This is a genomic window from Desulfatiferula olefinivorans, assembly GCF_054657895.1.
On the sequence record NZ_BAAHXV010000059.1, the window covers coordinates 1 to 14,344 of the forward strand.

Annotated in this window: 9 protein-coding genes; all 9 read right to left on the minus strand. The window is 43.3% G+C overall.

What is annotated here, in order from left to right:
• Positions 1–2,389: DEAD/DEAH box helicase (locus ACYQ11_RS21135; RefSeq protein ID WP_459925821.1), on the minus strand; the 2,389-nt coding region annotated here is incomplete at its 3' end.
• A 38-nt stretch (positions 2,390–2,427) separates the two neighbouring features.
• The gene (locus ACYQ11_RS21140) at positions 2,428–3,159 is read right to left on the minus strand and encodes a M48 family metallopeptidase (protein WP_459925822.1); all 732 of its coding nucleotides are present in this window, start codon (positions 3,157–3,159) and stop codon (positions 2,428–2,430) included.
• Entirely contained in the window at positions 3,146–6,241 is a 3,096-nt protein-coding gene (locus ACYQ11_RS21145; RefSeq protein WP_459925823.1) for a type I restriction endonuclease subunit R, read from the minus strand. Before ACYQ11_RS21145 ends, ACYQ11_RS21140 begins: the two co-directional genes overlap by 14 nt.
• Before the next feature lie 30 nt (positions 6,242–6,271).
• A complete protein-coding gene (locus ACYQ11_RS21150) occupies positions 6,272–7,207 on the minus strand; it encodes an endonuclease NucS domain-containing protein (RefSeq protein ID WP_459925824.1) in 936 nt (311 codons plus the stop codon).
• Positions 7,204–8,463, minus strand: coding sequence for a restriction endonuclease subunit S (locus ACYQ11_RS21155; protein ID WP_459925825.1), 1,260 nt, complete (start codon positions 8,461–8,463; stop codon positions 7,204–7,206). Before ACYQ11_RS21155 ends, ACYQ11_RS21150 begins: the two co-directional genes overlap by 4 nt.
• On the minus strand, positions 8,457–10,907 hold the full coding sequence (locus tag ACYQ11_RS21160) for a type I restriction-modification system subunit M (protein ID WP_459925826.1): 2,451 nt from the start codon (positions 10,905–10,907) through the stop codon (positions 8,457–8,459). Before ACYQ11_RS21160 ends, ACYQ11_RS21155 begins: the two co-directional genes overlap by 7 nt.
• A 283-nt stretch (positions 10,908–11,190) precedes the next feature.
• Positions 11,191–12,237: an ADP-ribosylglycohydrolase family protein gene (locus ACYQ11_RS21165; protein WP_459925827.1), complete on the minus strand. Its 1,047-nt coding sequence runs from the start codon at positions 12,235–12,237 to the stop codon at positions 11,191–11,193.
• A gap of 4 nt (positions 12,238–12,241) precedes the next feature.
• A complete protein-coding gene (locus tag ACYQ11_RS21170) occupies positions 12,242–12,544 on the minus strand; it encodes a hypothetical protein (RefSeq protein WP_459925828.1) in 303 nt (100 codons plus the stop codon).
• 396 nt (positions 12,545–12,940) lie between these two features.
• Entirely contained in the window at positions 12,941–13,942 is a 1,002-nt protein-coding gene (locus ACYQ11_RS21175; RefSeq protein ID WP_459925829.1) for a helix-turn-helix transcriptional regulator, read from the minus strand.
• Positions 13,943–14,344: the final 402 nt, after the last annotated feature.

Here is a 14,344-nt window from a genome sequence, read left to right on the forward strand (position 1 = left end):
TATAAAAAATTTCTCCTGTATGCGGTATAGCCGCGTGATGTAATGTCTCTGATGTCGAACAAAATACGACTGAAAAAATCACACCTGGATGCTTAGATGCAAGAGTGTCAGGATGGCCTTTGGCTTCAAGTGTTTTTTTCTTAGAAACAACAGGATTGTCTCCCGTTGCTGTATAGTCCTCAAAAACAATACCCTGGCGTCCAAAGACCCACCAAGGGTCAGGATCGCCATGCCCCTCTGTGTTTCCCGATTCAAAGCCTAAGAGTTGACCAAGATCGACCTGTGCTTTTTCAAAAGGTTTTGACTCTGAACTTGAAAGCCCCTCCCGGATATTCTGAAAGAATCGCTCAATTTTTGCACTACTTGATTTACCAAATCTTTCAAGGATTCCTTCTATACGTTCGATTCGTTCCCCGTAGAAAATATCAACAGGTATTTCCTTTGTATTATCAGAGACCAAGTTCTGAATTTGCTTCAGCCAAGGCAATGTATAAGCGTATGAAAATGCTTTCGAAAAATGATCTTGTGCTATTTGTATTTGGTCCGTTTGATATGCAGCTGAGCCAGCAAGATAATTCCAAAGAGATGAATAGCCCTTTAGTTCATGACCTTCTTCAATATGGGCGAGAACATCTTTAGCCGAAGATAATGCTTGTTCATAATCCCCTGCCCAGAGTGCATCTTGATATTTCACTTCATGGGAGACTGACTCACCAAGTTGCTCTGCATAAGGGATCGATTCTTGATTGAGTTCATCTCTTGTCTCCAATATATAATTATCGACGTTTTTCCATTCTGATCCATGATCAATAAATATATCGATATTTTCTCCCAGCTCAGAAGGATATTCAACGTTTGATTGTTCTACTCCAAAGTTAACCTCTGCTTGAAGTTCCGGGTGTAAAACATCTCTTTTTTCAGGCAAATGGAAATACTCATGGGCTTTTTCTCCAATGATAACAACAAGTGCATAGTCGGTTGATGAACGGGTGCATCTTCCTACCGCTTGGGTTACCCTAGTCCGGATACGTATCTGGAAAAGAATTGAAGCCGCTAACCGACTTATAATGAAACGCTCCTGAAGGTTTGTTGATTCTGGCAGGCCATAAACCACCAAGCATCGGCACTCATCTCCAATAAGATCAATCCCGTCATACCTGTTCGCCAAAACTGCAATGGCGGAATCAACCTCAGTGAAAGATTTTTTAGATGCCTCTAATTGTGCTGCATCAATCAGCTTATAATGTAAGGCCTCAGGATGATCTTTAATGGTTTCTCTGACTTTTTCAGCATCACGGTTGCTTGGAGTCAGAATCAATGCTCTGTTAAATTTCGTAATCCAAGATATTGTGTTGTCCAATGAAGAGTCCTCATCTAACTTTCTCATCGGAAAAACAAAAAAACGTCTGCCGATACCCTGTTTATCCCATCCATCTGGTGCAGGTATCCGTTGGATTCTTTTTCGGCCAAAGATTCTCTCCAAATCGCCACCTTCACCAAGAGTCGCTGACATATAAATGCGCTGATTTGCATTTTGAAATGGTGCAAAACTTTTAGTCGGTGGAATAAGTGGCCTGATAAGAATTGAATTAGTCGTGTAATAAAGATGACAGGCGTGAAGGTAATCTTTGATCATGCGCCATCGATAACTGTAGCCTTCAGGGTTTTCATCATTTGAATCATCCAAGCACACTTGATCTATCGCAATAATCAATTCAGTCTTACACTTAATTAAATATGGCGAAGGGATTTTATTGACGAAAGAAGTATCAATCGAATTCTCATTTCCCTGTTCATAATTAAGCTGTTCATTTTCTGATGTATATGGTGCTATGACCCGCCAAATTGCATCATATGATTTAGCGTCTTTGTACCGATTAATCTCAAGAGACCAGAAACTGGACACATAATTTTCAGCAGCATGCGCATCATCAAAAATTAGTGTATGTACGCCATTGAAAAATGGGTTTGTATTGAACAACGCGTTATAAGTTGCAACACCTATTGTTTCACAATTATTAAATGCCGTTTTGCTTGGTACTGGGTAATTGTGTTTGGAGCCCGTAAAATCAAGGGCGCTGATTCCATATTTTTCTTTGGCCTGTTCGACAACCTGGTGTACCAGCTGCTTGGTTGGGCAAAGTAATAGGCACCTTTCCCTTTTTGTTCTTCTTCGCCATTCTGCTATCAGAAGCCCCACCAGAGTTTTACCACTCCCGGTAGGCAGCTCAAGCGCAATATCCTTTTTGTCAACTTGATCCATGTATTTTCGTAACATGTCAGCCTGCTGTGCAAGGAGGCCTTCAACTGTACGATCACGGAGATCTCGGAATAACGTTTCTGGATCTTTAATTGATATTGATGTCTTAGAAGGGATGTTGAATGCCATGGCTATGCCTCTTTGGTAATTATCTACTTGTTATTTCGCTAATACAGCCAATCTTCGTGAGCCAAAGGTTCGCTTTTAAGAATGTCCCTGCTTTTTCTCCACTGTGGCAAAAACTTGTCCATCAGCCGCCTGAATTTATCATTATGGTGGCGTTCATGAAGATGAACCAACTCATGGACCAGAATATATTCAAGACACTCTGGCGATTTTTTGGCAAGTTCAAGGTTAATCCATATACGACCACTACTTGTATTGCAGCTCCCCCATTTGGTCCTCATTTTCTTCACACCCCAAAACTGGGGTTCCTTGCCCACAATGGGTCGCCATTTATTCAAAAGCAGTGAAATATCTTCTTTTAATTTCTTTCTATACCATTCCTGCACAACCGTCTCTTTGTTAGACAGTGTTGTTCCTGGGTTAACGCTCAAAATCATTTTGACGCTATTTTTAAGTGTCAGTGAGTGTTTCCCCTGCTTTTCAACCACGTCAAGAATATACCGTTTCCCCTTGAAATAATGACTTTCCCCTGCCACATAGTCTCTTTGAGTCTGGCGGGGCTGATTTTGAAATTCCTTCTGCCGTTTTTTTATCCAGGCGAGTTTCGAAACTATCGCAAGACGAACATTGTCATCCGTAATATGGCAGGGGACAGAAATACGGACTCGGCCTTCTGGAGGATAGACACCCAGATGGATATTTTTTATTTTTTTCCGGACGACCTCAACGGGTATCTGGGAAACCGTTATGGTTTGATGATCATTGGTATTCATGCTGATTTTTTACAAGCTCCATAATTTCATCCAAACGGCTTTCATCAGGCTGAATCACTTCGTAGATCGCGCCCATAATTTCTCTTTCCCGTATGCTGTTGCCTCTCCAATCTGCCTTCTTCGTAGTCCGTACAGCTATATCAATCCGAAGTGCTAAATCTTCATCATTATTAAGATTGTCATACAACGCTTTTTTGGCTGGTGTGTCTATAGCGGAAGGATAGTCGGATGGATTAATACCGCCCGCATTAATAACCTGAACAGAAAGGCTTTTAACTTTTTCCAAATATTCTTTGTAGCTTATCGCTTGTTTTCTGCGCTCTTCAATCAATGCATCAAGAAGCTCCGACATACGTTCATAATAGACAGGGTTTACGGCCCGCTCATCAATGATGACTTTTCTCATGTTGTTTTCTATGGTCTCAGCCATGGTTTCTTCATTGGCTTTCATAGAAGCGGGCATGGAATTTAATGCACCCAAGCCATTTTTCACGATCAGATCAATAAGCCCTAAGTTTTCAAAATCCGCAATTTGTTCGCTGTCATGTGCCCGGATATACGTATCAAGCAAATGGCGCATAGCTGGCTCATATTTCTTCATATCGATATAATCGCCACTCGCTAACCGAATCTCTTCCCGGACCTTATTGAAATGCTCGACTTCCTCTTTAACCTTTACAGCCTCTGGCTGCGTGTAACCCGCATCTTCGAGTTCATTCGCAAGGTTTGCATAAGCTCTTATTAAACTGGCCACATCCTTATACAGTGCAATTCTTTTGGGCTCGTTATGAGACAAATCGTCCGGCTTTGTCGTATCACCGCAGAAATAATGAAGGTATTCTTTTTGTCCTCGCGGCTCCAATACGGGTTCACATAATGCTTTGACTTTCTCTCTGGCTTCTTCGAGCCGTTCTTTGGCTTTCTCCAACCTGTCTGACAGTAACCCAGCCACATCTTTGGCTTCATACTTATCAAAAGCACCATTGGTATAATCACCAATAGCACCTTCCAACCTATGAAACAGGTCCTTATAATCAATAATATAGCCGTATTCTTTATCCTCACCATCAAGTCTGTTCACCCTGCAAATAGCCTGGAACAAACCATGATCTTTCATTTGCTTGTCTATATAAAGATAGGACGCCGAGGGTGCATCAAAACCAGTAAGAAGCTTATCAACCACAATAAGCAAGCGCATTTGGCCCGGCTCATCAATGAACATCTTTTTGATTTTCTTCTCAAACTCATCCACCATGTTCATGGCTTCATCTTCAGGCTTTTCAAAAAAATCGGACAACATTTTTCGATAAATATCATATTGCCGGATTTTCTCGGTTGCACCTTCACCGGATTCTTCACCCTTGATATCGGCTGCCGAGGGATGGTAGCTGGTGATGATGGCACATTTACCGGAAAGATCTGTTTTGTTAAAGATATCGAATATTTTACAGGCCTGATAGATGCTGGCGCACACAAGCATGGCATTACCGTGCCCATCCATAAGGCGCGGCTTGGTTTCCATATCCATTAAAATGTCATTGGCAATCTGTTCAAGCCTGTCCTGTGAAGACAGGACTTTCTTCATCGTGCCCCATTTCAACTTGAGCTGGGCTTTGGCCATATCCGAAAGCCCTTTTGTCTTTAAATCAAACCACTGATCAATTTTCTTTTGGGTTGTCACATATTGATCAACATCTCTGGCTTCGTAGCGGAGATCAAGAACGACGCCATCAGCAACGGCCTCATCAAATTTGTAGGTATGAATAAAACGTCCAAAAACTTCAATGCTGCGCTTCTTGTCATCTTTTAAAAGGGGCGTACCTGTAAAACCAACAAACAAAGCGTTTGGCAAAATGGCCTTCATAGCCTCATGCAGCTTCCCTGATTGCGTTCTATGGCATTCATCAACAAACACAAAGAGATTGCCTTTTGCACTAAAATCAGAAGGCAGACCTGCTTTCAAAGCCTCAATATATTCATCCGTTGCCTGATCTTCCTTTTCCTCACTTTGCCGCCCAAACTTATGGACAAGAGAACACATCAGCCATGGATTCGTTTGATTCAGAACGCGAATCAAATCAGAACCACTTTTTGTGCGAAAAATTTTCTCATCAACGCCAAAAAAGACTTTTTCGATCTGATCATCAAGCTCAGTTCGATCCGTAACAATCAAAACCCTGGCATCATCAACGTTCTCCCGTATCCATTTGGCAAGCCAGACCATTGTAAGACTTTTACCGGAACCTTGCGTATGCCATATAATACCGCCCTCTTTACGCGCTACGTGATCCTGAGCAGCTTTAACACCGAAATACTGGTTATGGCGGCAGGTCTTTTTGGTTCCGGCATCAAACACGATAAAATTATGGATTATTTCAAGAAAACGCTCTTTCGCGCACATTCGGCTTAAATGAAAATCAAGCAGATTATCAAAAGGGTTTGGAACATCTTCCTTCCATTGGTAATAATGCTTTTCAGACGTTTGGATCGTTCCGTAACGCAGACCTTCAGTGTCATTACCCGCCATAACAAGTTGCATGGTGGTAAAGAAATTACGGATAAAGGCTTTCTTTTGATTATCCAGGTTTTGACGAATACCCTCGCCAACAGAGACAGATGACCGTTTCAATTCTATCACCCCAAGGGCGATACCATTCACGTATAAAACGATATCAGGGCGTTTTTTATGCTCACCTTTGACAGAGACTTCTTCCGCTATGGCAAAATCATTGTTCAGAGGATTTTCCCAATCAATCAGCCATACCGTTTGGTTTAGTTCTCCAGCCCCCTCTTTAACCTTGACGCCATACCGAAGCAGCCCATACACATCTTTATTGGCTTCATACAAATGTCTGCCATCACCCAGTGCGGCAGCCTGTTCAATCGCTCTGAAGGTTCGATTAATAAGGGTGTCGCTCACCCCCTGTTTGTTAAGCCAGGAACCAAGCAACTCTTTTTCAATAGTGCTGTTATTGTCTTCACGGTCATGCCAATTGCCAAGATAGTCATAGTCAAGATGTTCACGAAATAGTTTGATGACCCTATTCTGTGTTACTGTCTCTTTTTGTCCAACTGTGCTCATGGCAGCCTCCAGATGGTAGTCACTCAGAAATCAATGTTTAAACAGCTTAAAACTCACCTGATACTTGTAAAAGTCTATGTTATTCGTAACTTTAAGCGCCCGGCGTAACCGTAAATCATCTTCCAGCGCAATAATAACACCACGAACGGATTGATCAGCTTCGGATAAATCCTCCAGCACAAAGCCCATATAGCGCTGAACCTGACCAACGACCGCATCACTGGCGCGGCCTTTCTTGAGTTCAACAACCAGGTACTCTTTTTTATCCTTGCTGATAGCCAGAATATCAATCGGACCGGTATCACTCGGATACTGCTGTCCAACAATCTCACCGTCATCTTCAACAATATCATAGTTCTTTCCAAGCTCCGTCTGAGCCCAGTTCCGAACAAGAAAATCTTCAAGATGCTTTTCTAAAGCAAAAACCGTGGGGTCCTCGACCAGTTCATCGGTTGCAATCAATTGCGGAGGAGCATTTCCGGCAAGCAAGCCTTCAATCTCTGCAGCATGTTTGGCAATATTGCTGACTGTAGCTATTGACCCTGCAGAGTTTTGTAAGCCCTGGCTCATTTCACTGCGGTCAATGGTCTTGGGATACCACTTCACGTTGCGGCGGTGAGGCAATATCCCGCCGGGGACATAGGTATAATCTTCAGCCACTTCACCAACATAGTAGGCCCCTGAACCGTTAGGGCTGATCACAATGTCGCCGATACATATGCCTTTACAAATTGTATGAAGCATTCCGCAAGCAAGCCCTGCAGCAACCTTGCTCTTTTCAGGATTTAGTTCCAAATACACAGGAATGAATTCTTTATTAAAATCCCGCCAATTCTCAGGAAGCTTCCCGTTTAAATCAAAATCCATCCCCCAATCACCCCCAATAAAACTGCCATCAAAGCACTCTTTGGCATAAGCACTCTTACGGCCAAGCATAATGCGGTAATAATTGCGTTTCATTGTCATATGAGCCTTGTCCTTCCGGTTAGCAACTCCTGCATCATGCCTTGTTTTACATTTCGTATTTTTTTTAGTTGACGGGTTATAAAAAGCAACTCTTGATCCAAGTCAAACAAGATTTCCGAAATATTTTTCTGCTCTTCAGGGTTATTGGGAATAATAATCTGACATCTTTTAATATCGCCATTAAGTATATGAGTCTGAGTAACGCCATCATCCAAAGCTAAAAAAAATTTATTTCGATTTAGTTGGTAGTATAGAAACTTTTCATTTACGTTTTTACTTCTGAAAATACATACTCGCTGGTTTACGGCATACGTATCATTTTTATCTGAGAAATAGCATTTCGCTAAAGCTTTTCCGTTTGGCAAATCACTTAATACCATCAAGACATCACCTAAGAGGGCTGGGCAAAAATTTTTATCTGAGTATTTTTCTACGGCTCCCTCTGTTGATACAAATTTAGAATTAACAACAGAATATTTTCCATTTTTAGATATAAATTGCTCATGCGCTTTGCCATGAATACAGTTAGAAGCATCTAAAAGGCAAACGACATCCCAATCTTCAGGAATTGGGCCAAGTTCTGTTTGTTTATAACCTTTGCCTTCTCCAAACCCCGGCAAGCGCTTTTTACCGGTGAGAAGTTGCTGCATAGTCGCAGTCTTAATGTCCTGCTTTTTGGCAATCAACTTTTCCAACGAAACAATCAAGTCATCAACATCAGATAAAGCTTTTGCTATGGCTTCTTGCTCTTTCTCTGTAGGATAAGGTACTTTAATTAAGCTTATTAAATCTGTATTTAAATTTGGTTGCCCATTTCCAGAGGCAACAATGTCATGCAAATATTTAGTTTTAGTGTTTATGTATTGAACAAGAAACTCCTTGTTCCCAAATTTCTGATTTAGTAGAGCTGCTATACCGTCATTCGCACAACATCTAAGATTCAGTATTTTTGCCACTCCCAGTGTAGCTCCGCTATTAGAAATAATCAGTGTATTTCGCTCAAGTATTCGGCTTCTTTTTGACCCTTCTTCTGTTAGACATGAAGCGGTTTCATCAACAAAAATTTTATTTTGTGGTATTTGGGTTAATGATGCTACTGTTAACCATGGAATATAATTCCCATTAAAATAGCGTGGGTCGCCCGCAGGCCTTGGCGAGCCTCCTCGAACAACATCACCAAGTCCACCAATAGTTTTTATATCCCAATCTTCTGGAATCTCGCCAACTTCCGTCTGTTTATATCCCGGTTTTACCATGACAACCCCATTTTTTTCAGGTGGCCTTCAACCCTATTTGAATATTTTTTTACTTCACCATTTAAAAACGGCAATGTTTCAGAGTAGCGTTCTTCCAGCGTCTTCACACGATTGGCAAGTTGTTGGGTAACTCTTTCAATTTCGTCAATGATTTTTGCTTCGATAGTGGCAAACCATTTGTCATTAACCACAATATCTTTGAGCTCGTCCTCTGGAATTTTTGGGATTTTCTTAAAAACAAGTTCATCCAGTTCGTTTTTTGCCGCTTTTGCCGCTGATTTGCATTGAGATTCTGCATTGATCAACTTCAGGCATTTTTTAAGAACCGCGATCTCATCTGCATCATTGGATTTGTTAATTCTGTCACTTACCCCTTTTTTGGTCACTTTCCCTTTGTCATTTTTAGCCTCTTCAACCAGGCCATCTTCCCCGCTGTTTTCTTCAATGAAAGTTTCCAGTTCCTGGGTTGCGGTATCGAGCTCAGTCTGCAGCTTATCCAAAGCAACTTGTTTATCCGCAAAATATCGGGCAATGGCTAATGCTGGCCGGACAATATCACTCCTGTATCGTTTTTTTGATTTTGATGTACCAAACTCAAAATCATGCTCTTCTTTATAAACGGACTTACCGTTTTTGTCTTTAACCGGAACAAGCTGACGAATAACGTTTCCCGCTGCCCAACCATCCTGGGTCAGCATATAAACATCGTCCTGCATGGTTTCCGCCCAATAATCCATCAGAATTTGATAAATGTCATACTTGCTCAGCAAATCCGCTTTTGAGAACCCGCTCAACAAATCTTCGGATATTTCAAAAATCAGTTCTTTAGGGCTATCACCAACCGCTATGTTTGCAAGCTTGTTGCTATACGTGTCTCTCCAGTTTTCGAACAAGGATAAGCTTTTTGTTTTGAAGGCCTTAAATTCATCATGGTCAAGAATGGTTGATTTAACCTCTCTGGCCTTGATGCATGCATCAAAATACCCGTTCCTCGTGTTTGGTTTGTAAAGAATGTGACGCAGACTCGGGAAAACATCCCAATAATTCTGAAGGGCTTCAATATCACGTTTGGGGATACCTCCGTTTAGATGGGCATCCAAATCATGGATATCTTCCGGGTCACTGGCATCTATATAGCGGGGAATATTGAGGTTAAACTCATTTTTAACAGCAATCTCTTCATACGGAACCATTCGCGAATAGCGATCTATTTCCAACTGTTTATTGAAGACATCCACAATTTTGTGAATATCCTGTGACCGCAACCTGTTTTTGTTGCCGTCCTTCATAAACCCCTTGCTGGCATCAATCATAAAAATCGACCGTTCAGCTTTTGCACCTTTTTTATCTATCATGATGATACATGCAGGTATGCCCGTACCATAAAAAAGATTGGCAGGAAGGCCTATAATACCTTTGATGTATCCTTGCCGGACAATATTACGCCGAATATCTGCCTCTGCATTTCCACGGAATAAGACACCATGCGGCAGAATCACAGCGCCTTTACCAGTACTCTTAAGGGATTTTATGATGTGAAGCAGAAATGCATAATCACCGTTTTTTTCCGGGGGATGCCCATATTCAAAGCGTTTGTATGGATCTTCAGCAACATTGATACCGCTGCTCCAAGATTTATACGAAAACGGGGGATTGGCCACGGCATAATCGAACATTTGAAGATGGCCGTCTTTTACCCAGTGCGGCTCTGATAAGGTGTCATCCTGCCAAATTTCTGCAGACGGCGCATCATGCAAAATCATATTCATTTTTGCCAATGCCGCTGTTGCGTTATCTTTTTCCTGGCCATTTAGCGTCAGGCCATTGGGGGCTTCATCATTAACTTTTAGCAGCAGTGAACCTGAACCGCATGTGGGGTCATATGCTGTTTCATCTTGGCGAGTGCTATTATTGATGCCTAAAATTTTTGACAAAATTCTCGACACTTCTGAAGGTGTGTAGAACTGTCCCTTGCTTTTACCTGACTCGGTTGCAAAGTGTCGCATTAGGTATTCATATGCGTCACCCAATAGATCATCACCATCCGCACGGTTTTTTCCCAAATCAAGATTCTCAAAAATACCCACCAAAGAGGTCAGAGTGTCCACCATGGCTTTCCCTTTCCCCAAACGATCCTCATTGTTAAAATCGTTATCAGGGTTCGAAAGCCAAGCCATATCGTTTGCTGAAGCAAGTTTCCCAATAATTTTATTAAGCTGATCACCAATATCTTTCTGGTTCTTCTGTTTGACCATATCAGCAAACGAACCACCCTCCGGCACCCGTATCGCCCCAAATTTCTGATGGGCGTATTTATCTGATACATATTTTACAAAAAGAAGGGTCAGGATATAATTTTTATATTGCGATGCATCCATACCACCGCGCAACTCATCACAACTTGCCCACAATGATGAATAAAGCTCTGTCTTTTTTATGGCCATAAACGCTAAGTCCTTTGTAATGAAAACTATACACCTACGGTGTTTATTCGTTTTAGTACTGCTTGATTCTTTTGATTAATTCAAAATACAAGCAAGAATAGATCTACTAAATTTCAATACACGCAACAATATGAAAACCCTGTTGCTGGTATAATTCAGCATCTTACCGTTCCAAAACCGTCCGATGCCAGTAGGGGGCATAAAATTCTCTTCAAGTTATGTCAACAACGACGTCATTCTTTTCATAGCAGCAAACCAACCACACAAGACCTGATGTTGTCTATCAATACCCCGGATACTTATCCCACCACGCATCGGTATCCCTGACCCCCGTAAAGAGATCCTCGGCCATTTCTTTGATGGTGTCTTTCAGTTCCAGACTGTCCAGATACCGCTTCGGAATGGCGGATACCCCCAAAAGCGCTCCCAGGATATTGCCTGTTATGGACCCGGTGCTGTCGGAGTCGCCGCCGTGGTTGACCGAAAGAATCAGGCCTTTTTCAAAATCGTCATCGGCCGCCAACGCACAATAGATGCCCATGGCAAGGGCCTCTTCGGCAATCCAGCCTTCACCCAAGGCTTCCACGGTTTCAAAGGTGGCGGGTTGGGTGCGAAAGGCATCGAGGGCGTTTTCGATGGCCGCAAGGCATTCGTCGCTGTGTCTTTTTGTTGCAAGAATCGTTTGGACGGATTGAACGGCATCGATCAGGTCCTGGCCGTCTACGATGTTCCGGATGATCTGGGCCAGGCAACCGGCGGCCAGATAGCCTGTGGGATGCCCGTGGGTGATGGCGGCGATCTCACAGCCGTTGTCGAAAAAGTCCGGGAAATTCGGGGCCAGTGCCACGGGTGCGATCCGCATGACGCCGCCGCAGCCTTTGCTGTTATTGATCGGTTTTTCGATACTTCCTTCCCGGCTGCTTTTTAGCGCGGACAGGCATGACTGGCCCGGCGCTCTTCGGCTGTAGAGCTCCGGAATGCCCAACAGCAGCCTGTCATCGGTGTATCCGCTGAATTCGCTTTCCTGGGTCACCAGCCAGCGCTGGTAGGCAAGCCTGGCCATGGAGGTTGGCGAGGCAATCCCTTTGTGGTGGCCGCGTGTGACGGCACGGAGCATCGCTTCTGCGGTGAACAGGGTCATCTGGGTATCGTCGGTGATAGCCCCTGTTTTGCCGAATGCCGGATAATAGTCCTTGATGCCGGAGGGGCCGAACTGCCCTTTTATTTCAGAAAGCGACATAAACTCGACCGGAGCGCCCAGGGCATCCCCCACGGCTCCGCCGAGCAGACATCCTTCATAATGTTCGATGGTATGGCGGTCTTTTGTCATAGGCTTAGCCCTCATTCAACGAGCCTGAAAACTTTTTCCAGAATTTGGCTGAGCTTTTTCCGTAAACAACGTCGGCTCCATCATTATCATTTATAAACCTTGCGATGGCATGGCCATCTCGGGAAAGCACGTAAGTATCTCCCGTCCAGGATATCAGTTCCATGGCAGTCAGAATTTCCAGGGACTTGGGATGCCAGAGGCCGGCCATACCATCGGGGACTTCTTTGTCGCCTTCAAAAAGGGCAAAAAGCAATATCTCATCATCTCCGACCATGGAAAGAAAGTCTCGGATCTCTTGTTCGGTCATGTGCTGCACCTCCGGATTGATTTTAAAAAAGAAAAAACAGTGTCTGGTGATCGTTGTCATGTCGTCTGATGGTATTTATACACGGCAACCATGACATTTTCTGTCCTACTTCTTTTAAAAAAATCATTTTCCGTACAAGGCCGACATCGTTTGAATGTCCTGAGCCATCTCCTTTTTCATTTTCTCCGGCAACATCACACACGCATTTGCCAAAGGACAAGACCCAGCGTTTGACGGCTTCGAAAAACGTCCGATATCTGCGTTACGCGTCATCCCTCGTCACTGCGGCGTACCTTTCGTACGCCTCATTCCTCGGGACTCGCAAGCCTTGATCTCGAACATTTTACGAAGCCGTCCAAAAACTTACTTTTTACGAGACCATCTCTTTTAAAAAAATCATTTTCCGTACAAGGCCGACATCGTTTGAATGTCCTGAGCCATCTCCTTTTTCATTTTCTCCGGCAACATCACACACGCATCTTTGCCAAAGGACAAGACCCAGCGTTTGACATCAGCCCAACCATAGGTCGTCATATCGAGAACAATGGAGCCGTCATCGTTTTCAGTGATGGTCTGGCCCGCCGCCCATCTCCTTTCCCTTATGTAGCGTGAAACCGCAGCTGAAAACCAGATTCGGCATTCAACCTGTTCATCCATGAATATTCCAAAGGATTGGTTTAAAAAATCTCCGGCATCGAACCCGGAAGGATATATAAAGGTCTCTTTTTTTATTTCGATGGATTTGATCCGTTCAACAGCAAAGGTATAGATTCGTCCGGAGTCTTTGATTTGAACCATCAGATACAGCCCCCCATCGTTTTCAAAAAGATGGAGAGGATGAACAAGATACTCCTTGACGGCACCGGACCGGAAGGAATGGTAGGTAATGAGGCTGACTTTTCGACTTAGGATGGCTTCGAGACTAAGCATAAAACGGTCTTCCCAGCCCGCATAATTCTTTGACAGCCTGTCCCGGGTGATGAAAACCGATTCCATTCTCTCGAATATATCTTTGCGGTTCTCAAGGGCAAAACCTTTGAGTTTGTCGAACGACGAGTCCACAAATTTCGAAATGTCCGTGTTTTGAAAAATAGCGGCAGCCCCACGGATAAAACAAAGGACAAACAATTCAGGAAGGGTAAAGCCCGGATCAGGAATGGTTATGTTGGGAAGTTTCCTGGTGTAGCTTTCTTCGATGCACCAGACTTTTTCACGGGAACCCTCCGGCCTGTCATCATAAACCGGAATGCCCATATTCTGAATGGATTCAAGGACACGATAAACCTGACGTTCCCCTGTCCCGGCTACGTCGGCGATTTCTTTTTTTGTGGCTCCACCAGGTCCGGCAAGAATTTCGACAACCTTGAAGATTTTTGAAAGATTCCCCCACATACCCATCCCCAATCTTCATAGCCTTGAAACACAATTCATACTTGTTTTGCATGAATTCAATTGTCACAAATGAATTCAGTAAAAGAACTGAATATGAGACGATGACTGCAAAAAAGGCGTCTTCGCCTGCGGACAGTTCCGTTAATTACTAAATTTTAGGAATGCTAAACAAGGAATCATTGCTTGTCAATATATTTCGTCTATTGGAATATGAATTAAAAATCCCAACAATCATAGACGGTTCTCTGTCGATTGATGATGAAATCATTCTGTGATCCGGCAATTTGTTGGGTTTCGTTCTTCAACCTACCCTACGCCAGGCGGTCGTTTTTGAGGGGCGGTGGTTATGGAATCTGTGTTCATCTGAGTAATCTGTGGATCATTTGTCCGTGGTTTTCTCCGTGGGCT